The organism is Chitinophagales bacterium, assembly GCA_019694975.1.
Lineage (GTDB): Bacteria > Bacteroidota > Bacteroidia > Chitinophagales > UBA10324 > JACCZZ01.
Map to the genome: position 1 here is coordinate 31073 of JAIBAY010000013.1, position 23929 is coordinate 55001.

Genomic DNA, 23929 nt, shown 5'->3' on the forward strand with positions numbered 1-23929 from the left:
AATGCACGCATCTTCCGGTATCGGCAGTAATGGTTCGGGATTATTCACGTTGACTGCCTTAATCATAAAATGATAACCCTGCATACCTGCTGTCTTCCGGCCATCCTTTTTGACATTCATTTGCACAAAATAACCTACATTTGTGCCTCTCCATAAATTATTTGAATGCAATACAACACGCAGCGTCCCAAGCTGTTAATCAGTGAATATGGACGTATTATACAGAACATGGCCCGCGAAGCTGCAAAAATTGAAGACCGCGAAAAACGCAACGCCACAGCCAAAGTGATTATTGAACTCATGAGCCAGGCAAGTCCTGCATTCAAGAGCATCGAAGAATACAAGCATAAGCTGTGGGATCATCTCATCATGATCAGTGATTTTAAACTGGTCGTTGATTCGCCATATCCATTTCCCGAACGCACGTCTATCGTAGTTAAATCAGATACCCCGCTGCCCTATCCGAAACACAAGATCCGCCATCGTCACTACGGCAGAAACCTGGAAACACTGATAGCGAAGGCAAAGGACATGGATGAAGACAAGCGCCGTGGCCTTGCTGTGGTGGTTGCCAACTATATGAAGCTGGTATATGCCAACTGGACTAAAGAAACCGTAAGTGATGAATCTATTCGACAGGATCTCGAACTGATCTCCGGCGGAGTGCTTCAGCTGGATAAAAATGTGACACTTGATAATCCGGTTGCCGCCGCACCGCAGCGCCCGATGGGATATGTTCCGCCACGCAAGCAGTTCGGCAAAGGATTTAAGAAGAACCGTCCTTTCAATGCCGGACAGGGTAACAACGGAAACCGTTTCATAAAACGGAAAAAGAATTTCTGAAGATTCCTTTTTTACTTGTGTTTGCCTCCTTCCTCTTCAACGGGGAAGGATTTTTTTTGTGGATCCTTCTTATGGAATGAATGCTCCGCAAGAAGCAATGCGCATCGTTATCGTAAGGAACGGCAAACAAGGCCATTTGCATTAAGGCGGCTGTACATCATGCAGTCCTGATAAAATCCTGATCACGATAATTTTATTTTCGAAGTAGTATCTTTCCGGCTTTCATTGGATAATACGGCAACACCGTCTCATCTCCGCACAGTAAATTTCAACACCCGTCATTCCGCCATAAAATATGGATGCATTTAAAATTGAAGGTGGTGCGCGGCTTAAAGGCACGATTGTACCGCAGGGCGCCAAGAATGAAGCGCTGCAGATCATATGTGCCACGCTACTGACCGATCAGAAAGTGGTGATCTCCAATATACCGGATATCAGCGATGTGAACCTGCTGATTGCATTGCTCTCGGATTTTGGTGTAGAGGTGAACAGGCTGGGGAAGGGCAAATATTCCTTCCGTGCAAGAAATGTAGATCTTGATTTTCTGCACACAAAGGAATATGCCAGGAAGGCCTCGAAGCTGCGGGGCTCCATCATGATTCTCGGCCCGTTACTCTCAAGATTCAGGAAGGCCTACATACCACGCCCCGGCGGTGATAAGATTGGCAGGAGAAGGCTCGATACACACTTCCTGGGTTTTGAAAAGCTGGGTGCGAAGTTTCATTTCGATGTAAAGGATAATTCATTCACAGTAGATGCTTCTGAACTGAAGGGAACCTACATGGTGCTCGATGAAGCGTCCGTAACGGGTACCGCCAACATAGTTATGGCTGCCTGTCTTGCCAAAGGGACTACAACTGTTTTCAATGCAGCCTGCGAGCCATATATTCAGCAACTGTGCAAAATGCTGAACAGCATGGGTGCAAAAATTACCGGCGTTGGAAGCAACCTCTTAAAGATAAGAGGAGTGGCATCGCTGAGTGGATGCGAACATTGCATGCTCAGCGATATGATTGAAGTAGGAAGCTTCATCGGCCTTGCCGCCATGACGCAATCAGAACTGTTGATTAAAAATGCACAGCCGGAACACCTTGGCATCATTCCGCAGACGTTTGAAAAACTTGGCATTCAGCTGGAGATTCGCGGAGCAGACATATTTATTCCGGAGCAACCAAGTTATAAAATTCAACCCTTCATCGATGGCAGTGTGCTCACCATCGCAGACGCCACCTGGCCCGGATTAACGCCCGACCTGCTGAGCGTGATACTGGTAGTGGCGACACAGGCAAAAGGAACCGTGCTCATTCACCAGAAGATGTTTGAGAGCAGGTTGTTCTTTGTAGATAAGCTGATTGATATGGGCGCCCAGATCATTCTTTGCGATCCGCACCGCGCCGCAGTGATCGGCCTGAACAGGCAGCAGCCATTGCGCGGTATTTCCATGACGTCGCCGGATATTCGCGCCGGCGTTGCGCTGCTGATTGCCGCCATGAGCGCTGAAGGTGTCAGCACCATTCATAACATCAATCAGATTGACCGCGGTTATGAGCGTATTGATGAACGGCTGAATGCTTTGGGTGCACAAATCAAAAGGGTATGATGGCAACAATGCATTATTTGGTTACCGCCTGACTGCAAAATAATCCTTTAGTGGCAGGAACGAACTATTCATCTTAGATGTAAGGCAAAAAGATAAAAGCATTTCCTCCCGTTTGAAAAATAAAAACCTCTACATAGCGGCCATCGTGTTAATCATCGTGGCAGCGGTCATCTATAAGGTATATGATTATTACAAGCTGCTCGATTTTGCCAATGGTGATCAAATCGGCGAGCTCGTGTATCCCGGCCCCGACGGAAAGCCATTGCCGCTTTCATCACTGAAAGGCGAAATTGTTTTCATACAGTTTTGGGCAGCCTGGTGCGGTCCATGCAGAATGGAAAACCGTGAACTGGTTGAACTGTACCGGACATACCATCATGCGAAGTTCACGAAAGCCGGCGGTTTCGATATTTACAGCATCTCACTCGACTACAACCGTAATTTTTGGCTGCAGGCCATACAACAGGATGGCCTGATCTGGCCGAATCATGTAAGTACATTACAGGGCTGGGATTCCGAGGTGGCACAGCGCTTTGGCGTACGTTCGATTCCCGCCAGCATATTAATTGACCAGGATGGCCTGATCATCGGGAATAACCTGATGCCTTACCAGGTGAAAAAGATTTTGGACAAGCGGCTGGCGAAATAACAACGCATGCATCGAAGGCGATGTAGTTTGCGCTGACAGACCTTGTCATGCTGCTGCATTTGTTTATCATCAATTCAGTTTCCGCTATCATTCAGAAAGGCAATAACTCGCCTTCAGTTTCCGTCAGCAACCTGAATGCCTCCGCAATTTTTTCAAACACCTTATCGTGCGTTTTATCCACGATCATCCTTCCATCAATCTGCTTTACCCTCGTAAGTTCACCCATGGTACCGGAAGTAAAGACCGTATCCGCATTGTACAACTCCGTCAGGGATATGTTTTTTTCTTTCGCGCGAATCTGCAGCCGATCAGCAATGGCCAGCACTTTACCGCGCGTGATGCCGGGCAGGCAGGCATCGGCATGAGGCGTGATCAGGGTTTCGTTTTTCACCATGAAAATATTGCAGGCATTCGTTTCGGCAAGGAAGCCATAATTATCCAGCATCAGGGCATCGTCTGCACCGGCAATGTTAGCTTCAATTTTTGCAAGAATATTATTGATGAGGTTATTGTGATGAATCTTTGAATCAATATTCAGCGGTGAATTTCTGCGCACTGAAGCAGTAATGAGTGAAATGCTTTCATTGCCATATACCGGCTTTTTCCATTCTGCCAATACAATAAGCGTACATCCTTTCTGATTCAGCCGCGGGTCCATACCGCTGGTAATTTTTTCACCGCGCGTAAGCGTAAGACGGATGTGCGCCCCATCGCGCATGCCGTTGGCCTGCAGTGTTTCAATAATGATTTGCTTGATTTCCTGTTTCGAGGGAACTTCCTGAAACATCAGGGCATGAGCGCTTTCCTGCAAACGGTTAAGATGTTCTTCGAGGCAAAAAATTCTGCCATTATACACGCGCAACCCTTCCCAAACAGCATCGCCGCCCTGCACCGCTGAATCGAATACGGAAATCCTTGCTTCATTGCGTGGCATTAATTTTCCGTTCACTGATACCAGGATGGTTTCATTCTGCGGATTGAATTTTTGTTGCATAAGGGAAATAGAATTGATGAATGGAGATTAGCACTTTAAGGAATGTTCGTAAAGAAAATCATAATAGGGCATTGCCTGCCGGCAGATTGGCTGCAATGATTCCGGCAGCTCCTCCTTGGTTGATGCTGCGGCGGCAAATCCGGTTGAACGGTGCACATGGCCATACCAATGGCCCGCCCAGACGCCGTCTTCGGGCCGTGCACCGGCCTTCCAGGTCAGCATGGCCGGTTGAAAAAGGATACCGGTATGGGCGCAAACAGCTTCCAGCATAAACCGAGGATTTTTCAACACTTCATCTGAATCAATCACCAGCCGGTGATAATTTCTTGCTGAAAGCAAACGGTAGAGATCATAGCTCTGCCGGATACCGATATCGCGGATTGATGGCTGCGCAATTACTTTAGCATAGGAAAGCAAAACGCGTTGCGGATCGCGTATGAGTATAAGGTTAAAGGTTTTTGATAAAAAATCTGGAGCCACATTGATGAGGTGATGCGTCATCTGTTTACAGAAGAGAACGGGCCGGTCACAGTCGCCAAGGATAATTTCACGGATTACTTTCCGGCCATCATTTTCCTGCGATTGCAGAATCTCTTCCCGCCCGGGATGTGGCAGTCCGGTCTCCCGCAGGTAATGAGCATACAACGGTTCATCAATCACCCTCGTATCATCCCGCTGTGCAAAGGAATACATCATGGCGGTGGAAATATTGCGTGGGCCACTCCATAAGTTGATGCGTTTAACGGGTTGCATACAGCAAAGCTATTTTCTTTTCAATGCCTTCCTGCAACAAAAAAAGATTGTGGCAGGCATGGATGTATAAATGAAAGCGGCACGAAAGCTCTCCTTCCGTGCCGCTTGTTCATCATGGTTAGCGTTTCCTATTTAATAACTTCAAAAGTTTTTACGGTCTGCTGATTGTTTCCATAAATACCAATCAGGTATTTTCCGTTGCTCAGGGATGAAATGTCAAGGTTAACAATTTCGCCCGGAGCAACATGCTGCTCGCGAACTGATATTGTTTGTCCGAGCATATTTACAATGCGAATGCCGGCATCTGTTTCAGCTGCTCCTTCATACTGCAAATATAACTGGCCGGATGCAGGATTCGGATAAATTGTAAACGTGGTAACATCATCGCCTGCAACTAATCCGTCTTCAGCTCCTATACGGAAAGCGGTATTGCTCGTATACACATGCAAAGTGTAGCATTGTGTGGTATTGAATGCACCGCTTGCGCCATACACCTTCACAAGGTAGGTGCCAACCACGCTGGTATTGTAAATCATGGTTTCGTCATTCGTGCCTCCTTTTTTGGACGTTGCGACAGATGTTCCGTTCGGATCATAGAGCGTAATGTTGTAGTTGGCAGGCAGCGTGGTAAGGGTTACTTTAATATTTTTTGCCGTACTGCTGTTTGAAAAAGAGAACCAGTCAATATCCGTTGAGGTGCTGATTTGTGATTTAAGATCTGTATTAACGGTAACAGGTGCCCCCGTAGTTTTGGTATTGTTTGGTTCAAGGCTTTCCGTACAAGCAGAAACATTGGTGGTTGTGAAATTGACAGAGCCTGAATAAGAAGAGGTTGCTCCGCCTGAACAAACCGTCTGCACCTGGAATTCATATTGTGTTGCGGCTGTTAAAGCAGCAATGGCTTTTGTAACCGTGGTTGCTGTGGTGGATGTCCATGTTGAAGTGCCAACCTGCCTGTAGTGTACGTTATAGCTTGATGCGCCGCTGACAGCAGTCCAGTTCAGTGTTGCTGTAGTGTTGGTAATACCGGTAACATTTAAACCTGAAGGTATGCCGCAGGAAGTGCCGCCGGCTGTGCCGATGCCCACTGCATACCAGGCATTTTTCACCTGTGTAACTTCATTGCTGGTGGAACCATAAAGATCAGTAGCCGCATTGATGCAGGCCGTTCTCCAGTCGGCGTATTGTGAGGTAGGTGTGAGGTAAACAGCTTGTGTACGGTAGATAATCTGGTCTGCCGCAGCAAGGCCGATTCCGGAAACGGTATAAGCATTGCCAATATCATTGGTTCCGCTGCCACCAGTCACCAGCAGGTAAAACATAAAATTTCCTACACCGCTGTTGGTGTGCACTCCGCCATTGTCAGCAGAGCTTGATGTCCAGTAGGTGCCGAGGTAAGTGTCAGGATCGCTGTAAGCATTTGGATTGGCCATGTTGCGGATACCCCAGTTCATGTCGTTGCTCAGCAGCCAGTTGATGTCAGATGGCTTGGCCCAGAACTGTACGCTCTTTCCCATGATGTCACTCATGCTTTCATTCATGGCGCCGGATTGATAGCTGTAGTTCAGATCACAGGTATATTGTGTAACACCATGTGTCAGCTCATGGCCGCAGACATCAATAGCTGTTATGCCTGCGCCGCCGCTGCCAAGATTTCCAAACAACATTTCTGATCCATCCCATCCGGCATTGTAACTCTGTGAAGGATCATTCACATAGCTGTACAATGCAATGCCCGCATTGTTCAGGCTGTTTCTGTTGAAGTTGGTGAGGTAGTATGAGTAGGTAGCTGAAACGCCATAGTGTGCGTCAAGTGCATACTTATCCTGGCCGGTGAGTGTCCAGTTGGCTGATGAAGAGGAGTAATCACTGCCACTGCTCTTTAAAGTGATCACGCCATTGCCTTTCGTGTAATCGCGCAGGCGGTAATTACTTCCGTTGAGATCGCTGTGAATCGTTTGTGTGCCACTGTATGCAGTGGCCGCCGTGCCGGTAGCATCGGAATGATAAAGCCGGTCGGCTGTACCAAGGATTTTTCCGGTTTGTGCATCAACAAAAATATCCGCACGGCTCAGCGGTTGCTGTGCATACACATTTACTTTCCAGGCAAGGAGCAGGCCGGCAGGATCAATTTCTTCTCCGCTATTGTACCATACCAACTGTGCAGTGGGGTAATAGGTAGCATGCTTGTCGGAGGTTTGATTTTTCAGCCGTTGTTCCATAGCATCATCCTGCCACATGTATTTTTCAGCCTGCACAAAAGAGATAGCTGTTTCCACAGCATCTTTTTCACTGAGCTGTGCCGATTTATCTGATGCATTTTGCTGGTCAAACTCCATCACAATGGAACCGCTCATGCCCCTGATCATGCCATCATTCGTATGCACGATGAACATGGAATGTTCTACGGGTTTTCCAAAATACGTCTGGTAATAGCGATAATGCACCTCGCCGATCTGATCAGCTTCCGCATTCATCAATACGAGGTCGCTGTTTGCATTTAATCCCAGCATGGTATTCAATTGCGCAGCATCAAAACTCACACGCTGCGATGGCGACAGCGCTGTGAAATGATTCGAAAGGCCACGGTCATTGACGATCATCCGGTGCAGATTGTTTTGTGCGAAGCCATAGCCGAAAAGCAACATGGCAGTGAGTGTGAGCAAATGTTTTTTCATGTAGTAGGTTGGGGGTTTATGGGAGGCGCAAAATAGTTTATTTTCCAAAGCCCTGAAATGTGGTGACCCGCGAATGTTTTTTCTATAGGAAGAAATACAGATCAACGTCATATAAATTTTTTTTAAAGGGAATGGTACGATTCAGCCATTTACAGCCTGATGATTCAGCCGTTAATACGCACTACGTGAAAGGTGAGCAGTATTATAAATTGATAGCCCTGTTTTCTGTAGCAACGAGGCAGGCTTCCCGGAACGCCTCTGAATACGTTGGATGCGCATGACTGGTGCGTGCGATATCTTCGGCGCTGGCCCTGAATTCCATGGCCAACACAGCTTCGGCAATCAGATCAGCGGCGCGTGGTCCGATCATATGCACACCCAATATTTCATCGGTATCCTGATCTGCCAGCACCTTGATGAAGCCATCCATTTCATTAGCGGCGCGGGCACGGCCGCTTGCTTTGAATGGAAACGATCCTTTCTTAAATGACCGTTTGTTTTTTATCAGTTCCTGTTCTGTATAACCTACAGCCGCTACTTCCGGCCAGGTATATACAACACCCGGAATAAGCAGGTAGTTGATATGTGGTTTTTGCCCGGCCAGGATCTCTGCCACCATAATGCCTTCCTCTTCCGCCTTATGGGCAAGCATAGCGCCGCGGATGACATCGCCAATAGCATAGATGCCCGGCACAGCAGTTTCCAGGTGTTCATTCACGGGGATGCATCCTCTTTCATCTGTTTGCAAACCGGCCTGCTCAAGGCGTAACCCATACGTATAGGGCCTTCTGCCAACTGCCACAAGGCAATAGTCGGCAGAAAGCGTAATGCTTCTTTCCTGTTCTCCTGCAGGCGTATTACTGCCTGAAGATATTCTTTCAGCCGTCACAGTGGCTGTTTTTTCGCCGGTAGTTGCTCCTGTAACTTTATGAGAGAGGTAGCATTCAATACCTGCATTTTTAAGAATGCGCTGCAGCTCTTTTCCGAGGTCGCGATCCATGTTTGCAATCATTGAATCGAAGTATTCGAGGATCTTCACCTTTGTTCCGAGGCGTGCATAAACGGAAGCCAGCTCACAACCGATAACACCACCACCAATCACCGTCATTTCTTTCGGAATCTCCTGCAATGCCAATGCTTCAGTAGAAGTGATGATGCGTTTCTTGTCTATGGTGATTCCCGGCAGCGTGGATGGTTTGGAACCGGTGGCAATAATTATATTTTTTGCTTCAATCTCAACGGTGGTGCCGTCTGATTGCTGAATGGCAATTTTATTTTTAGTGACGAAACTGCCCTGGCCTGTATAGATATCGATCTTGTTTTTTTTCATCAGGAAGTTCAGCCCTGCCGTATTGGCTTTCACCACCTGTTCTTTCCTTGCCATCATTTGTGAAAAATCAACAGAGAGCTGTCCGGTACTGATGCCATGCGCCTTAAACTGGTGCGCGGCCTGATGATAGAGTTCTGATGAATCGAGCAGCGCTTTGGAAGGAATGCAGCCGACGTTGGTACATGTTCCGCCCAGGGCAGGATATTTCTCAATGATTGCTGCTTTCATTCCCAGTTGTGCGCAGCGAATCGCCGCGGCATAACCGCCCGGGCCTGAGCCAATCACCGCTACCTGATATTGATGCATATTAAAAATTGTGACGGTAAAGTTATCGTTTCATGGAATGATATCAAATAATGCATACCGCTTGCTGAGGACAGAGATGCTTCGCTCAAAAGCCACTATTTGCATGGCGTAAAAGCAACAGCGTTCGCACGCGGTCAGCATTGCGGCTGTGGTAAATGATGTTATTTTTCAAGAGAGATGAACAAATCTTTGGCAGGTAACAACAGTGGAGGTTCTACGGAATTTCTCAAGTAAAAAAATCCGGCATAAAATGACAATGAGAACAGCTTACTCCGTAGTTTTTGGTTCTGTCATTTTAAACAGGCTTGCGGGTTGCAACTCTTTTCGTCAATAGCATACTGCTAAATTATTGTTGATGCCCCTGATGCGGTGCTGTAGCCATGCATCGCCGCCGACAGCATGGAATACCGGCAGTATCTACAGGCAATTTGTGATATCGGCAGTTTTTATGATAGATTTGCCTGATAAGATTCATGAGAGTATTTACCGCCATAATATTAGTTTGCTTCTTCCTCTTCGATGCGCTCGGGTATTATTTCCTGTTTGAAAATAAAATGCTTGCCGCTAAATCGGAAGCGGAAGAAGTAATGCACGACGGCATTCCCCAAAGGGATTTAACAACTATTGTTTTCTCAGCTGAAGCAGCCGCCCGGCTTTCCTGGAATGATGATCATGAGTTTTTTTACAATCATGAACTGTATGATGTGGTGAATGTAAAGCAAACCGGTAACCGGATTATTTATACCTGTTACCACGATGAAAATGAAAGAAGTATTATTTCGGATTATATCAGCGGGTTGAAAAGGAATATGCATCCTGCGGCACCGCGAAACACTTCAAGAAAGAACAGCCGGCCGGCAGACAAATACTGCTGCCTGTATCTGCGGGTCAGTATTCATCCGTCAAATATTTTTGCAACAGGCACTAGCTATATTAAATGTGCGCCCGGCCCTGTGTATAGCAATGTGCTTCTCCAGCCTCCTGATTGCGGGTAACCGTTCCTGGTCGTAACTGCGTGCATCATATTGCATGCATTTCTTTTGTGTGCGCACATTTAATAGCTGTGTGCCTCATCGTCAAAATTCCTTTGCATTGAGAATCTGTCTGCCTGCAGCCTGCATGCTGATTTTACTGTTGCTGTTGCATCCTTGCTATGCACAAAACGTGGTGGAAGGTGTCGTAACGGATACAACTGCCGGCGTTATGATGCCCGGTGTTTCCGTTTACATTCCGGAATTGCATACGGGAACGATATCGGATGATGATGGGGCCTTCCGCCTTGAACAACTCCCGCAGGGTCGTTTCAACATACAGTTTTCGTTTATAGGGTTTGAAACAAAAATTGTGGCAGTGAATGTGGGAAGCACGGTTGCACCTTTGCGAATAGCGCTCACACGGACGGATATTGAAACACAGGAGGTGGTGATCTACGGATTGCAAAACAGTGATATTAAAAATACACCCAAAAATATCGTCACGATCTCGCAGGAAGCGATGCGACGGAGCGGATCACTCAGTTTAAGCGATGCTGTTTCAAAGCTCCCGGGCATGAGTCAGCTTTCCACTGGCAATGGCATTTCAAAACCTGTTATTCGCGGCCTTTACGGCAACCGCATACAGACGGTTTTACTTGGCATTCGCTTCGATAATCAGCAGTGGCAGGATGAACACGGGCTCGGGCTTACTGATGCCGGCACTGACCGGGTGGAAGTGATCAAAGGTCCCGCGGCACTTGAATACGGATCAGAAGCCATGGGTGGTGTGCTCAACATTATTGAAGAAAAGCCTGCCGCTATCGGAGCAGTGCAGGGTGATGCGAGTATCCAACTGTTCAGCAATACGCTTGGCTTTGCCACGGATGCAGGAGTGAAAGGTGCAACAGACAAATTGAACTGGAGACTGCGTATCGGCGCGGAATCTCATGGCGACTACAGCGATGGTAATGGCAACCGGGTGTACAATTCACGTTTCGATGGGTACCAGGCGAAGTTATCACTTGGCCGGAGAAAAGGTAATTGGCTTTCTGTAAATAACTACCTGTTTTCACTCGGGCATTTTGGTTTTGTAATGGAAGCCGGCATGAAGGTCGATAGTGCTCAGCATCGTTTCAGCCGCGATTTTTCCGGTCCACATCATACCGTATTGATCAACATGTTCACTACTGAAAATACCATCTTCAAAGGATCATCCAAATTCAGGGTCAACCTTGGCGCTCACATCAACAACAGGCAGGAGCAAGAGGGCGGCAATAAGGTAAGCCTGAACATGATGCTGAACACCTTCAATGCCAACCTGCAATGGGAGCACTTTGCGGGTGAGCACGCGTCGTGGAATGCGGGAATTCAGTCCATGTACCAGGTAAACACCAACCTTGGATCAAGACAGATTGTTCCTGATGCGCATCTATGGGAAAACGGCTTGTTTGCCTATTGGAAACAGGCTGTTGCAAGGCTGGTGCTGGAAGGCGGTTTGCGGTATGATGTTAAAAATATCCAGACGTTTGAAACAGGAACGATCAATACCACCGGCAGCGAAGTGCAGCCATTTAACAAATGGTTTGGTACATTGAACGGGTCATTGGGTACCAGCTTTAACCCTTCATCACACTGGAATCTCAAGCTGAATATCTCTTCCGGATACCGTGCTCCTAATCTCGCCGAGTTATCAAGCAATGGTGTGCATGAAGGAACATACCGTTATGAAATCGGTGATCCTGCACTAAGTGTGGAGCAAAATGTGAACGTGGAATTTGTTACAGGATACAACAGCCCGCAATGGTCTGCGTCTGCAGCGATTTACTACAATCATTTTTACAACTACATCTATCTCGCCCCGACAACGGCCGAGTTTTATGGCTTCACCATTTACCGTTACCTGCAGGAAAATGCTACCCTGCACGGCGGGGAAGCCAATCTTGATTTCCATCCCGATGTGCTTCCGTGGCTGGATGTGACGGCGGCCTATTCAAGGGTGCGCGGTGGAACGGATGCCGGTTATAACCTTCCGTTCATGCCGGCGGATAAACTGCGGGCTGAAATTAAATTTGAAATCCTGCAGTCCTCCGCGAAATGGATGCAGTCATTTATCACTGCCGGTGTGGATTATGTTTTTGCACAAAATGATCCCGGGCAGTTTGAAACAGCAACGCCTGCCTACTACCTGCTCGATCTAGCTGCCGGCACTCAGCTTCAGCTAAGAAAGCAGGAAGTGGCTATCAGCATCGGCTGCAGCAACCTGCTGGATAGAGCATATTACGATCACCTGTCAAGGTTTAAATACTATGGTATTTACAACATGGGCAGAAACATTTTTTTCAATCTCCGTTTGCCTTTCAATTAATTTTTTTATCACACTAAAATCCATTTATCAATTATGAAAACAATGCAATCATTTAAACTACAATTCAAAGTATTGCTTATCGCTGCCATCATGATCACCGTCATTGCCTCCTGTGAAAAGGATGAGGATCAGCGTACACCGCCTGACGTACAGTTTAAAACCGGTTCCGGCTATACCTCTTCCGATGCCATCACCGGGCAAGGCGCTACTGTTCTCGTGGGCATCATTGCAACCAAGACAGAAGATGAGCTGAAGACATTTAATGTTTCCTACGCTTACGATGGTGCCACCAGTACCATTACGGATACCACCATTACGCTTACGACTGCACAGGAGGACAGTTACTCAACGGACTATACTATTCTAACGCGCAGCCAGGCGGGAACTGAGAAGTGGTCTTTTACTGTTACCGACCGTGATGGAAATATCACCTCCAAGTCCATTACGCTGACCGTTCAATAATAATTTCGGTAACATCAGGTTTAACCGGATGCAGTCTCTATGCTGCATCCGGTTTTTATTCATATTCCTGCTGATGACTGCATGGCAAAGCAGACGGTCCGCACGGAAACCAGGGAGCAGAACATTACGGTTTCTGCATAGGAGGCAGATGAGCAGTAAATGAAAATGGTCTGTTAAGTGAGCATGGATAGCCACTAAAGATATGTTTATTGAGTGCCGATAAATACAAAAGCCGGTGGAATATTGATGAGCTCAAACTGCACTTTTACATGCGGAAAATATTTTTTGTAACGGCGGTATTGTATAATGGAATAGGAATATTGAATGAAGATGGTTTGTTTATCCGCTATCTCATGAATGGCTTTCATGATACGTTCGCATTCCTGTTCCGGCAGGATGCCGAACGGTATAGATGAAACAATATAAGTCATCCCGTTATGCGGATCGTGGCGGATATGCTCTCTGATGTGCGCTGCTGATTCATTATACACCTGCAGGCGCTTATCCTGCAGCTTTTCCAGATCCTTGCAAAAAGCCGCATTCACTTCGAAAGCGTAAAGCATTGCATCCTGTCGCATCAGGTGCAGCAGGTCATCGGTTATTCTTCCGTTCCCGGGCCCCAATTCGATGATGCGGGTGGCATGGGAGAAATCAATATTGCTGATGATCTTCTTTACGAGTCGCGGAGAGCTAAAGGCAACGGCGCCGGAAGTTTTAAAAGATTTGAGTAGTTCAGATGCCACGGAGCGGGATTCAGAAAACGGTTGCAGGTAACATTAAATGTAGTATTCTTTTAACTGGTGATTTTTCGGTGCCGTGCACGGGTACGTTTTACAACTGCAGCATGGCTTTTACAGGATCATTACCCATCAGGAGTAATTCCGGATTTTCCAGCAGCGTTTTTACTCTTACCAGGAAACTCACCGACTCACGGCCGTCGATGATGCGGTGATCATAACTCAATGCGAGGTACATCATCGGGCGGACGACAATCTGCCCGTCTATCACCACCGGCCGCTCTTGTATCTTATGCATGCCTAGGATAGCAGATTGAGGAATATTGATAATAGGCGTTGACATCAGTGAACCAAACACACCACCATTCGTGATGGTGAAGGTTCCGCCACTCATCTCTTCCAGTGAAAGTTTATTCTCTCTTCCGCGCCCGGCAAGATCGGCTACCCTGGCTTCGATCTCCGCGAAGGAAAGTGATTCTGCATTCCGGATCACCGGCACCACTAATCCCTTTGGTGTGGAAACAGCTATCGAGATATCACAGAAGTCATGATAGATGATTTCCTCACCATCCAGAAAGGCATTCACCGACGGCCATTCCTGCAGCGCATAACAGGTGGCTTTGGCAAAGAAACTCATGAAGCCGAGGCCCACCCCGTGTTTTTGTTTAAAATCATCTTTATACCGTGCACGGATATCCATGATCGGCTTCATGTCAATCTCGTTGAAGGTGGTAAGCATGGCAGTCGTGTTTTTTGCCGCCACCAGGTGCTTGCTGATTGTTTTGCGCAAGGTGCTGAGGGTAACCCTGCGTTCCTCGCGGCTGAACAGCTTTTTTTGCGATGCCTGGCTGTTACTGATTGCCGATAAAACATCTGTTTTGGTAATGCGTCCATTTTTGCCGGTGCCACGCTCCACGTCAACTGCAGTTTCTCTCATCATCTTATCCGCGGCAGGTGAAGGAACATTCTTCGCATAAGATTCCTTTTCAGTAACTTCTTGCAGTACATCTTTTCCTGCCGGTTCATGGGGCAGATCGGCTTTCTTTGCTGCAGGGTTCTCAGCTGCTGCCTTTTCTTCAGCCACCACACCGGTATCGATCATGCAGACTTTATCTCCTATTGATAATTTGGATCCTTCCGCAGCAACAATCCTCAATTGACCACTTTTTTCGGCAGCCAGTTCAAAGGTCGCCTTCTCCGACTCCAGCTCACAGATCAACTCATCCTGTTGCACAACAGCGCCGTCTGTTTTTAACCATTTGGCCAGTGTTACTTCATTAATGGATTCGCCGACAGGAGGCACTTTTATTTCTAGTAGCATGTGATATTTTTCATTGATTGGCAGCATGCAGCTTTCACGATCTTCTTTCCTGGTTGCTTTTGCGAAAACAAGAGATCAGTCAGCCGCTACAAAAAAGCCAGGCAAAGTTACCATTCATTTTTTGTTTTCAGCACCGGCTCCGGGTTAGATACGGATGAGTTACCGGAAGCGGTAAAAGGAATGCAGGAACTGAATTATAAAATGGCAACACAGCACCGCTTGTCTGTGATGTAATGAAATCGCAGCCGCAGGATATAAGGTAATTTATTGCGTTACAGGATTTCTGTTTTGATCGTCCTTTGGGCCAAAATGGCCAACATAGGCCACCATGGCAATGCCCAGGGCAATTAATATCAGGTTTTTGATAATATAATGTCCGGCCAGCGTAGGTACCAGAAATGCTTTCCAGGTATATTCAGGCAGTAATACGAGTGGACCGAAAGTGGTGATCATGTGTGGTATCAGTAAATACAATGCAAGCCGCTCAAGCCCCGGAAACAGGAAGGCGATGCCGATGGCCATTTCGTAGTAAGCGAAAAAAAGCATGAATCCATGAAAGGGAATAAAAGAAACCGTCATCGACCAGAGCTCCTGCACGAGTCCTTCCGCAGGACTTAACCCTAAAACTTTCAGCAGGCCAAATCCGAAATACACGATAAAAAAAGAAATTCTTGCGAGCGGGATACAGATCTTTGCGAGAAATTGCAACGCTTTTGTTTCAAAATTTTTCATGTGCTGAATGATTCTGCGGCAGCAAAGTAACCACTGCAGTGGCAAAATAAGAAAGATTCTTCCAAGTATTTGATGATTACCGTTGCGGCTTTCGCTTATTAAAAGCATAACACTGCTTACCTGGATTTTTGTAATTGTTATTTTAAGTTCATTTTATCTTCTTCTTTGTCATCCCTAAATCTGTGATGCTGATTTTTGCCGGATAAAATGAGCAGTTTGAATGCTAAGCTTTCACTCCCAAAGTTTATGCGTAAGCCGGCTCCTGATTTCTAAGCTTTTAAACAGTTATGTGCCATAGCGAGGTGAACATCTTCCAATTTTATCAATGCTTTGAATTCAACCGGTACTTTATTTTCAACATCGAAATTATCCCTTCGTCTTCCAATTGGTTTGTGCAGATCTTTGTAAAAAATATCATGCTCAATTGCCCACGCAAATGCCAATCCTGCCTTATACATTTCATAAACCAATGCTCTTTGGTCAATCACCTCTTGAAATCCACTACCTAAAAACTTATGGACTTCAAATGAAGCCCCGATTATTTTTTCAGTGATGTCTTTGTGCTTTAAGTTTTCCTTTGCTTTATTCTGTGTAATGTCTGAATGCATTTAATCCATGATTCAGAAATTTTCAACAATATTTTATTAATGTGTTAAAGGATAATTTTTTGCCGCTTCCGCAATGAAAACAGGTATCATCAGGATTAATTCCTTAAGCAAGTATCTTTACACCGTCATTTAATCCATCATCTGATTTTTCATCTGACTGACCTGTTTGTGCTTACTCATCATATCATCATCAACCGTCGTCACCGTTGCTTACCCTCAATCTGTAAGCCGGAAAAATTCAGCATTGCTGTTCTTTTACTCTTAATGGCTTGCTGCTTCCTGTCACCAGCAGGCTGCATAGCACAACAGCCTGCTTCCTGTAATTGTGCAGGCATGGCGCCTGCCGGAAAGGGAACACTCTATGCCACTGCGGGTTATAACCTCGATTGGTATACAACAAGCGATATACATTTTAAGGATCACACCACAGACGACTATGACTTCACGCTCTACGATGTGAAGGCTGAAGACCGTCCCGGCCTTAAAGACCTGTTGCATGAAGACATCACCATTCCGCAGTATTCTTTCCGCATCGGTTATTGGTTTAACAATAAAAAAGACCTTGCCATTGAAATCAATTATGATCATGCAAAATATGTGATGATCCAGAATCAGCGGGTACATATGACCGGCAATTTCCGGGGAGCATATTATGATCGTGACACCACCCTGGGATCCGATTTCATTCGCTATGAGCATACCAACGGCGCTAATTATGCCATGCTGGATGTAGTAAAACGGTTTAGCTTCTGGCATGCTGCCAATGAGCGGCATTGGGTAAGTGCTATTGCTAAAGCCGGCGTTGGTTTCGTATTGCCCCGCACGGAATCTTATATTGCAGGCAGCCATCGCAACGACACCTATCACGTTGCCGGATATGTTGCAGGCCTGGAAGCCGGCCTGCGATATGATTTTCTGAAGTTCTTTTTTCTCGAAACGACGATGAAGGGATGTTTTGCCAATTACGCTAATGTGCTTTTATATGGCGATGGAACTGCCAGTCAGCATTGGTGGTCGGCACAATATATTTTCACACTTGGTCTGCAGGCTCCGGTAAAGATTTTCTGAAAAAGAAAGGCACCGCGGTTGGTGGTGCCTTTTGGTCCTGATATATTAATTGAAAAATTACAGGTGAACCGTTACGGTTATGCAACAACAGCGCCCGATAAAAGAATCGGCTCACGATAATAAAGGCGCTCAGTTGACGGCAGCCGGCGGCGGTAACAGCACCTTGTCAATCACATATACTATTCCGTTGGATGCCCTCACTGATCCTACAATGTTCGCATCGCCAATCATAAATTTTCCATCCTTACCATGCAGGGTTACATTATCGCCATTCACCATGTTCAGTACCTGTCCGTCTTTCATCATGTCGGTGTTTAACACGCCCACCCAAACATGGTATTGAAGTATGTTTTGCAGGTCTGCTTTCTTTTCAGGTTTTAAAAGTCCTTCCACTGTTCCTGCCGGCAACTGACTGAAAGCATCATCGGTGGGTGCGAAGACCGTGAACGGTCCGGCATTCGAAAGAGCGTCAACCAGTTCAGCAGCTTTTACCGCCGTTACCAGTGTTGAGTGGTCCTTGGAGCCGACAGCTACCTTAACAATGTTGGGCATCGAAGCATCATCCTGCACACCCGATTGACCGGTTGGCGGCGTAACGGACGTGGTAGTACTGTCTGCTGTGGTAGTTGAACTGTTCTGGCAACTGTTCAGCGTCAAAAAGCTTCCAAGAAGAAGGGTAAGCAAAAGTGGTTTCATCAGGTGTGATTTTTTATTGGCCCAAAATGCTGAAGCACGCAGAACCAACATATGATATTCATCATGTTAAAAGATGATTGTAATCACATAATAAAATACCGGCAATTGGCCGGGTTGCTAAAATTTTTATCTTCACCGCTCATACGTAACGACCATGAAATTCACTTCTTCTTTGCTACTCTGTTGCATTGCTTTTCTGCATACATCTGCACAGTTTGCCTACATCAATCCAAAGCCGGGATCGCAGTATCGTAATCCGCAAACGAATATTATTCTCAAAAACGGAAACCTGATCGACCGCTCGTCTGTATCCGGGAAAAACCTCGTAGAGATATCAGGTTCAGCGAGCGGACGTCATTCCTGGACGGCACGCTTATCGGACGATAACAAAACTGTGGTAATCAAACCATCGCCGGTTTTTGATTTTGGCGAAACAGTAACCGTCACAGTGAACTCAGGCTTGAGAAAGATGAACGGTGAGAAAGTGGAAGGCTTCACTTTCATTTTTCAGATCAGGAATAAACCAACTCCGGAAGACGAGGTTGCTTATGCGGAAATGAGAAAGCAATCGCTGCAGGAAGTGATGGGATACAGTTCCGCAGAAAAAAATCCGGATGACATCACTTATCCGCTGGATTCGATGCCTGTCTATGTCATCAGTGTCAATAATAATCCTGCACCAGGACAGATTTTTTACCGCAATAAAGAAGATCAAACATCGGAGGTGCCAAATACCAATTCCTTCGCAACCATTATCGAGAATGATGGTACCATTCTATGGGCAAGAGACCTGGGGCAATTTGGCGCTGATTTTAAACTGAATGCCAACGGCTATATGACCTATTTTGCCGATACCGCACAATGGATGGTGCTGGACTCCAACTACAATCTTATTGACTCGGTACGTTGCAAGAATGGATATGAGCTGGAAACGCAGGGCCATGATGTCATGATGTATCCCGACGGGCATGTTTTCCTGATGGCGTATGACCTTCAGACGATCAATATGACTGCTTACGGTGGTATATCGAATGCAAAAGTGCAGGGCTTTGTTGTACAGGAGCTTGATGCCAATCGTGATGTGGTGTTTGAATGGACCAGCTGGGACCATTTTCTTTTTACTGATGCCAATTCACATACACCACTTACCAATTCACAGGTGGATTACGTGCACGGTAACTCCATTGATCGCGACTTTGATGGCAACATCATCATTTCTTCCCGCAATATGGATGAAATAACGAAGATCAGTCATGAAACCGGCGAGATCATATGGCGGCTGGGCGGGGAAAACAATCAATTCACTTTTGTAAATGACAACATCCCGCAGCATTTTTCTTCACAGCATGATGCACGCCGTTTGCCCAATGGCAATATACTGCTGTTCAACAACGGAAATTATTTGTCGCCGCTGATTTCCAGTGCTAAAGAATATATGCTCGATGAAGTGAATAAAGTGGCAACCCTGGTTTGGTACTATGAGCATCCCGATGTAAACGGATTTAAGGTCTATGGAGCAGCCACCGGCAATGCGCAACGCCTGCCCAACGGCAATACCATTATTAACTGGGGTTTGATAGCCCCCAATGTCGGACTACCCAATCATACAGAAGTGGATGTCAATAAAAATATTGTTTGGGAAATGAGTTTTGAATCTTCGAAACAGAAATGCTACCGCATACATAAGTACGAATGGAATCCATGCAGCAGGATCACCGGTTACACCATGAAATCGAAAAAGATTACACCAACAAGTGCTACGGTAAGCTGGGGTGATGCAACTGGTGCTTCTTCTTACAAAGTACAGCGCCGTGCGCTGGGCACCTCAGACTGGAAATCCAAAACCACTTCAGCCGCCAAATTAAAACTGAACAACCTGGCACCGGCTACTACTTATGAATGGCGTGTGCTTACCAAATGCACGGGGCTGCCTGATAACACTTCTGCTTATTCATCAATCAATACATTCACTACACCGCCATTAAAAAATGCAGAGAGTGATATTGCTGAGACGACGTTGCTCACCGTTTACCCTGTTCCGGCTGCAGATCAGATCACCATCGTTACAAATGCATCCGGGCAGGTTGCCCTCACGATCCGCAACATGATTGGGGAGGTGATGTACTATCATAAGTCAATCTCCGGAAAAGATGGCCCGCTTCAGCTTGATGTTCAGCAATGGCCGGCCGGAGTTTATATCGCCGAAGTCAGCGATGGTTCTCACACTGCCTGGAAAAAACTGGTGAAGGAATAACCGGCTTGAACAGGGCTTGCCGAAGGAATTGGGTTTCTCCGCTGCGACCGGTAATTGAACGGCAGCAACCCATTGCTTTATACAGTGGAATCAGTATGTATTCTTACCCGGATATTTTTTTGCAGAAGGCCGCTTTTGCAGTAACACTTCCGGTGATGTATAAAAAAACCCTGTACCGACTGACGATGGCACAGGGTTTTTCAGCAAGTATAATATGCGCTGTTATCCTTTTTGATTTACATCTTTACATTAATGCCGCTGTTGCGCGAAGCTGTTTTTACAACGGCATTTTTCCAAACCAAAGAGTTTTGCCGCCGGCCGATTCGCCGAAAAAAACTACGGATGTTTCTAATTCAATCGGTAAAAAAGGGAACCGGTTATTGAGGTAGTATTTCCCCTGCTTGCTAACGCCAAACACCGCCGGGTCATTGATTTTTCCATTGGCAACATCCAGCTTGGCCACTACAGGATACATCAGCAGTTTGTATTTTGAATTCCCCAGCTCTTTATCATTACGCATACCATCCACTTCACCAATCAGCCAGTCCATGTCTTTACCGTCAGCAGTATGCAGCATCGATTGCATGGCAGGTGCCACTTCACTGAATTTATTACCTTCCTGCTTATCATAACCGTATTGTGCTTTAAGAGATCCGTCAGGAGAAAACTGGAAGCACAGGAGGTCGCGGTACTGGCGTGTGCCATCGCTCTTCAAGGTAAAGTTCTGCCCAAAGAGAAAAATATTGCCTTTGGGATCCACATCAAAATCGCTGAGGTAAAATTTCTTGCCTTTATACGAAGGAGATTTTTTCTGCGACGGCGGCGTTTGCAGCTTTGCTTCAAATTCATCAAGGCTTGGCGCACTGATGAAATCCAATTTGCCGTTGCTCAGCTTCGCCAGCTGAAAACTTTCCCACTTCATGGCATCCGGATCATCGCCCGCATTCACCACCTGGTTAATGTATTTATCATCTCCTTTTGAAGGTCCGAAGATGAAATAATCCTTATCCACCATTGCAATGCTGTTGATGCTCCAAACCGTATTCGGACTTTTCACATTTATCCTGTCTTTGATGGATGCATCATTGCCAATACGGATGAAGGTGTAGTTATTGGGCGCTGGGTCTGCTGCCTTGCCAATGCCAGGCCCGCCGATCGGTGCAAACAGCATGGCAAGGTCGTTGTTGGAAAGGTCTTCGGCATCGGCATCAAATTCAAGGCTTGGATTCCAGACAAGTTGTGCCTGTGCCACAGTCTGCGGATATTGAAATTCAAAGTCTGTTTTATGAATCATATCAAGATCCTTGTTGAAGATAGCCGCCAGGTATTTTTTATGCACCAGGTTGGGATCATCGCCCTTCTGTGTTTTGGTACCGGCCACTAATAATACAGTACCATCCGCGTCATTTTCCGCTTTGGTCACCAGGGAATATTTGTTGCCTTCATCAGATTTGGGTTTGAGTTTTTCCAGCAGCTTCACGTCTTTGTCATAGCCGCCCCAGAACCAACTCCAGTTATAATTGATCTGCTTGCGCTTAAGGACAAGTGTTCCGGTGAGGTTATTTTCCACCGAAACAGCTTCCACCGTATAGTTCTCGCCTTTATACTTGAACCATTTGTATTTTTCACGGGCTTTGTCAAAATCGATCTGATCAGTAACCAGGTTTTTATAATTGAATTCCAGGTCAAACTGGTATGTTTCAAACTTCACCTGCTTGTCGTTGGCTTTCGTTACAAAGGTGAGTTCCATCAGGTTCTTTGGTTCATCAATGTTGATGTTACCAAGATAACCGCGGTTGGCTTTGCCGGTAATCTCATAGGTCTTTTCAATGGAAAGTTTCTGCGCCATTGCCTGCCATCCAAATAGGAGGAAGGCGATGATGAGTAAGGGAAATACTTTCATGGTATTGGTTTTTCTGCGAAGTTAATTCAATATCATTGTGATCAAAATGATATAAACAGATTGGCGGGTTAAAGATCATTCATCCTGCTCATTCAACAGATCATCCAATGCCCTCCTGTCTCTCTTGGTGGGCCGGCCTTCACCACGGCTATGCAACAACTGCATTTCCGCCGCATGGAGCTGCATGCTGCGCAATACAGCTTCATCAGTTACATTTCTGCAGCAGGTTTGTGCGAGTGTGGCACTCAGCCTGTTTCCCGCCGGTTGCAATACCTCATAGTGCAGGGTAAAAGCACCATTTCTGACGGCGATAATTGTGCCCGCCTGCACCAGCCGTGAGGCCTTAACAGGTTGGCTTTGTATGGTGACCTTCCCTTTGTCACAGGCTGCCGCAGCCAGCGTGCGGGTCTTAAAAATCCTTACAGCCCACAGCCATTTGTCAATTCGGATCTTGTCTGCCGGTGATTTCATCGGTTACTTTCTTTCAAAAAATATTTAGCACATGAAGTTATTTTAATGATGCCTGTTCTTCATTATTAAAAGTAATTTTCTTTAAACAATAGTGTACAGAAGATATTGCTTTTTTGACGGACATAAATCCTGCCGGTGGTTGAATGCATTGTTCTCTTCTTTTGCATTGCCATGAGAAATTGAGTTGATAAACGAACCTCATCAGTTCCGGGATCTTGCCACACGGTATTTATCAATAGCATATATCGTTTTATCAATGATTGAAGCATCGTTCTTGAAAGTGATTAAAATCATTGTATAGAAATGAATGGAACGATAGTTTTACTATCGTTGAAATAATGTCAACCGACTTGTAAAATGCCGGCGTTCATTCACTATTCCAGAACTGCGCATGTAATCCGCCTCATTGCGGGAATCATGTGCCTGATGGCAATTCTCTTCATCAGCCTCTTCGCCTTTGATGTCTTTGATCCTGCCTTGTCCGTTCTTCAGCAGATCCAGGCATTTTTATTACATATGATTCCGTCATTTTTATTGCTGGCGATGTTGATTTTTGCCTGGAAAAAAGCGCTGACCGGCGGCATAGTCATTCTGTTGACCGGGCTATTGCTGTCGCCGTTTGTCTTCACCCATAATTACCAGATGAATCACAATGTGTGGATGAGTTTGGGCATCATTGTCCTGATCAATCTGCCTTTTGTACTGGTAGGAGCGCTTTTTATTGTCAGCGCTTACCTGCAGCACAAATCGCATTTGCCGGTCTGATTGGAGCAAAGGAAATTTTTTAAAAGGATATTTTAACCTGCAGGGGGAAGGTTTACTAATCCTTTCGAATCATTCATGTTGCATTGAACAGAAGTGTTGGCTTTGGCTTGTCAACACAGTGCAGTATTATTTCATCAGGTAAAAAGCGGGTTAGTCTTATTCAAAATGTCAAACAGCAGTTGTCATAATTTAAACCCGGATTTTGCAGTAGGAATTAAGTTTTAAGAGATAACGGCATTCCCACATCACGGACTAATTTCAGTAATCCCTCCATCCAGGGTCGTTTTTCTATACTAACGGCAAGTTTGAGAATGCGTTTTGATCCTTGTTTGACAATCCAACCTCCGACTGCAAAGCAGTTGATTCTAATGCTGTGAAGCCGTTGCTGGGAGCTTGTTTGCGTCGTTACATGCTTGTACA

General features: G+C 46.0%; 21 protein-coding genes. 9 read left to right on the forward strand and 12 right to left on the reverse strand.

What is annotated here, in order from left to right:
- Positions 1 to 165: 165 nt before the first annotated feature.
- From K1X61_16185 to K1X61_16195, 3 genes are all read left to right on the forward strand, one after another.
- On the forward strand, positions 166 to 843 hold the full coding sequence (locus tag K1X61_16185; GenBank protein MBX7110191.1) for a DUF4290 domain-containing protein: 678 nt from the start codon (positions 166 to 168) through the stop codon (positions 841 to 843).
- A 295-nt stretch (positions 844 to 1138) separates the two neighbouring features.
- Positions 1139 to 2443: a UDP-N-acetylglucosamine 1-carboxyvinyltransferase gene (murA, locus tag K1X61_16190; GenBank protein MBX7110192.1), complete on the forward strand. Its 1305-nt coding sequence runs from the start codon at positions 1139 to 1141 to the stop codon at positions 2441 to 2443.
- Between the two features lie 112 nt (positions 2444 to 2555).
- Positions 2556 to 3092 carry a TlpA family protein disulfide reductase gene (locus K1X61_16195; protein ID MBX7110193.1) on the forward strand — a complete coding sequence of 179 codons (537 nt, stop codon included), beginning with the start codon at positions 2556 to 2558 and terminating at the stop codon, positions 3090 to 3092.
- Between the two features lie 91 nt (positions 3093 to 3183).
- Here K1X61_16195 and K1X61_16200 read toward each other — a convergent pair whose 3' ends face one another.
- From K1X61_16200 to lpdA, 4 genes are all read right to left on the reverse strand, one after another.
- Positions 3184 to 4086, reverse strand: coding sequence for an aminotransferase class IV (locus tag K1X61_16200; GenBank protein ID MBX7110194.1), 903 nt, complete (start codon positions 4084 to 4086; stop codon positions 3184 to 3186).
- A 27-nt stretch (positions 4087 to 4113) separates the two neighbouring features.
- A complete protein-coding gene (locus K1X61_16205; protein ID MBX7110195.1) occupies positions 4114 to 4839 on the reverse strand; it encodes a hypothetical protein in 726 nt (241 codons plus the stop codon).
- 128 nt (positions 4840 to 4967) lie between these two features.
- Positions 4968 to 7517, reverse strand: coding sequence for a M4 family metallopeptidase (locus K1X61_16210; protein MBX7110196.1), 2550 nt, complete (start codon positions 7515 to 7517; stop codon positions 4968 to 4970).
- Positions 7518 to 7719: 202 nt separating this feature from the next.
- Positions 7720 to 9153 carry a dihydrolipoyl dehydrogenase gene (gene lpdA / locus K1X61_16215; GenBank protein ID MBX7110197.1) on the reverse strand — a complete coding sequence of 478 codons (1434 nt, stop codon included), beginning with the start codon at positions 9151 to 9153 and terminating at the stop codon, positions 7720 to 7722.
- A 473-nt stretch (positions 9154 to 9626) separates the two neighbouring features.
- Between lpdA and K1X61_16220 the strand changes: the two genes are divergently transcribed.
- The 3 genes from K1X61_16220 (at position 9627) to K1X61_16230 (ending at position 12954) form a co-directional block, all read left to right on the forward strand.
- On the forward strand, positions 9627 to 10148 hold the full coding sequence (locus K1X61_16220; protein ID MBX7110198.1) for a hypothetical protein: 522 nt from the start codon (positions 9627 to 9629) through the stop codon (positions 10146 to 10148).
- 97 nt (positions 10149 to 10245) lie between these two features.
- Positions 10246 to 12492 (forward strand): TonB-dependent receptor, encoded by a 2247-nt coding sequence (locus K1X61_16225; GenBank protein MBX7110199.1) that lies wholly within the window; start codon positions 10246 to 10248, stop codon positions 12490 to 12492.
- A gap of 33 nt (positions 12493 to 12525) precedes the next feature.
- Positions 12526 to 12954 carry a hypothetical protein gene (locus K1X61_16230; protein ID MBX7110200.1) on the forward strand — a complete coding sequence of 143 codons (429 nt, stop codon included), beginning with the start codon at positions 12526 to 12528 and terminating at the stop codon, positions 12952 to 12954.
- A 206-nt stretch (positions 12955 to 13160) separates the two neighbouring features.
- Here the strand turns inward: K1X61_16230 and K1X61_16235 are convergent, their stop codons facing one another.
- The 4 genes from K1X61_16235 to K1X61_16250 all read right to left on the reverse strand — a co-directional run bounded on the left by K1X61_16235 (position 13161) and on the right by K1X61_16250 (position 16352).
- The gene (locus K1X61_16235; protein MBX7110201.1) at positions 13161 to 13697 is read right to left on the reverse strand and encodes a hypothetical protein; all 537 of its coding nucleotides are present in this window, start codon (positions 13695 to 13697) and stop codon (positions 13161 to 13163) included.
- 88 nt (positions 13698 to 13785) lie between these two features.
- Positions 13786 to 15012 (reverse strand): 2-oxoglutarate dehydrogenase complex dihydrolipoyllysine-residue succinyltransferase, encoded by a 1227-nt coding sequence (gene odhB / locus K1X61_16240; GenBank protein MBX7110202.1) that lies wholly within the window; start codon positions 15010 to 15012, stop codon positions 13786 to 13788.
- 264 nt (positions 15013 to 15276) lie between these two features.
- Entirely contained in the window at positions 15277 to 15744 is a 468-nt protein-coding gene (locus tag K1X61_16245) for a hypothetical protein (protein MBX7110203.1), read from the reverse strand.
- Between the two features lie 269 nt (positions 15745 to 16013).
- Positions 16014 to 16352 (reverse strand): GxxExxY protein, encoded by a 339-nt coding sequence (locus tag K1X61_16250; protein ID MBX7110204.1) that lies wholly within the window; start codon positions 16350 to 16352, stop codon positions 16014 to 16016.
- Between the two features lie 333 nt (positions 16353 to 16685).
- Between K1X61_16250 and K1X61_16255 the strand changes: the two genes are divergently transcribed.
- Positions 16686 to 17420: a hypothetical protein gene (locus tag K1X61_16255; protein MBX7110205.1), complete on the forward strand. Its 735-nt coding sequence runs from the start codon at positions 16686 to 16688 to the stop codon at positions 17418 to 17420.
- Between the two features lie 129 nt (positions 17421 to 17549).
- Here K1X61_16255 and K1X61_16260 read toward each other — a convergent pair whose 3' ends face one another.
- Positions 17550 to 18116, reverse strand: a complete 567-nt coding sequence (locus K1X61_16260; GenBank protein MBX7110206.1) for a fasciclin domain-containing protein — start codon at positions 18114 to 18116, stop codon at positions 17550 to 17552.
- Between the two features lie 154 nt (positions 18117 to 18270).
- On the opposite strand from K1X61_16260, the gene K1X61_16265 reads away from it, so the two are divergent.
- Positions 18271 to 20370, forward strand: a complete 2100-nt coding sequence (locus K1X61_16265) for an aryl-sulfate sulfotransferase (protein ID MBX7110207.1) — start codon at positions 18271 to 18273, stop codon at positions 20368 to 20370.
- Between the two features lie 277 nt (positions 20371 to 20647).
- Here the strand turns inward: K1X61_16265 and K1X61_16270 are convergent, their stop codons facing one another.
- Both K1X61_16270 and K1X61_16275 read right to left on the reverse strand, forming a co-directional pair.
- Positions 20648 to 22273: a hypothetical protein gene (locus K1X61_16270; GenBank protein ID MBX7110208.1), complete on the reverse strand. Its 1626-nt coding sequence runs from the start codon at positions 22271 to 22273 to the stop codon at positions 20648 to 20650.
- 75 nt (positions 22274 to 22348) lie between these two features.
- A complete protein-coding gene (locus K1X61_16275; GenBank protein ID MBX7110209.1) occupies positions 22349 to 22744 on the reverse strand; it encodes an RNA-binding S4 domain-containing protein in 396 nt (131 codons plus the stop codon).
- A 426-nt stretch (positions 22745 to 23170) separates the two neighbouring features.
- Between K1X61_16275 and K1X61_16280 the strand changes: the two genes are divergently transcribed.
- A complete protein-coding gene (locus K1X61_16280; GenBank protein ID MBX7110210.1) occupies positions 23171 to 23509 on the forward strand; it encodes a hypothetical protein in 339 nt (112 codons plus the stop codon).
- 214 nt (positions 23510 to 23723) lie between these two features.
- Here K1X61_16280 and K1X61_16285 read toward each other — a convergent pair.
- A partial coding sequence (locus K1X61_16285) for a hypothetical protein (GenBank protein MBX7110211.1) occupies positions 23724 to 23929 on the reverse strand: 206 nt, incomplete at its 5' end.

Bases quoted from the DNA above. Each gene is read 5' to 3' on its own strand.
- K1X61_16185 (MBX7110191.1), top strand. From the start codon at position 166: ATGCAATACAACACGCAGCGTCCCAAGCTGTTAATCAGTGAATATGGA.
- murA (MBX7110192.1), top strand. From the start codon at position 1,139: ATGGATGCATTTAAAATTGAAGGTGGTGCGCGGCTTAAAGGCACGATT.
- K1X61_16200 (MBX7110194.1), bottom strand. From the start codon at position 4,086: ATGCAACAAAAATTCAATCCGCAGAATGAAACCATCCTGGTATCAGTG.
- K1X61_16205 (MBX7110195.1), bottom strand. From the start codon at position 4,839: ATGCAACCCGTTAAACGCATCAACTTATGGAGTGGCCCACGCAATATT.
- K1X61_16210 (MBX7110196.1), bottom strand. From the start codon at position 7,517: ATGAAAAAACATTTGCTCACACTCACTGCCATGTTGCTTTTCGGCTAT.
- lpdA (MBX7110197.1), bottom strand. From the start codon at position 9,153: ATGCATCAATATCAGGTAGCGGTGATTGGCTCAGGCCCGGGCGGTTAT.
- K1X61_16220 (MBX7110198.1), top strand. From the start codon at position 9,627: ATGAGAGTATTTACCGCCATAATATTAGTTTGCTTCTTCCTCTTCGAT.
- K1X61_16230 (MBX7110200.1), top strand. From the start codon at position 12,526: ATGAAAACAATGCAATCATTTAAACTACAATTCAAAGTATTGCTTATC.
- odhB (MBX7110202.1), bottom strand. From the start codon at position 15,012: ATGCTACTAGAAATAAAAGTGCCTCCTGTCGGCGAATCCATTAATGAA.
- K1X61_16245 (MBX7110203.1), bottom strand. From the start codon at position 15,744: ATGAAAAATTTTGAAACAAAAGCGTTGCAATTTCTCGCAAAGATCTGT.
- K1X61_16250 (MBX7110204.1), bottom strand. From the start codon at position 16,352: ATGCATTCAGACATTACACAGAATAAAGCAAAGGAAAACTTAAAGCAC.
- K1X61_16255 (MBX7110205.1), top strand. From the start codon at position 16,686: ATGGCGCCTGCCGGAAAGGGAACACTCTATGCCACTGCGGGTTATAAC.
- K1X61_16260 (MBX7110206.1), bottom strand. From the start codon at position 18,116: ATGAAACCACTTTTGCTTACCCTTCTTCTTGGAAGCTTTTTGACGCTG.
- K1X61_16265 (MBX7110207.1), top strand. From the start codon at position 18,271: ATGAAATTCACTTCTTCTTTGCTACTCTGTTGCATTGCTTTTCTGCAT.
- K1X61_16270 (MBX7110208.1), bottom strand. From the start codon at position 22,273: ATGAAAGTATTTCCCTTACTCATCATCGCCTTCCTCCTATTTGGATGG.
- K1X61_16275 (MBX7110209.1), bottom strand. From the start codon at position 22,744: ATGAAATCACCGGCAGACAAGATCCGAATTGACAAATGGCTGTGGGCT.
- K1X61_16280 (MBX7110210.1), top strand. From the start codon at position 23,171: ATGGCAATTCTCTTCATCAGCCTCTTCGCCTTTGATGTCTTTGATCCT.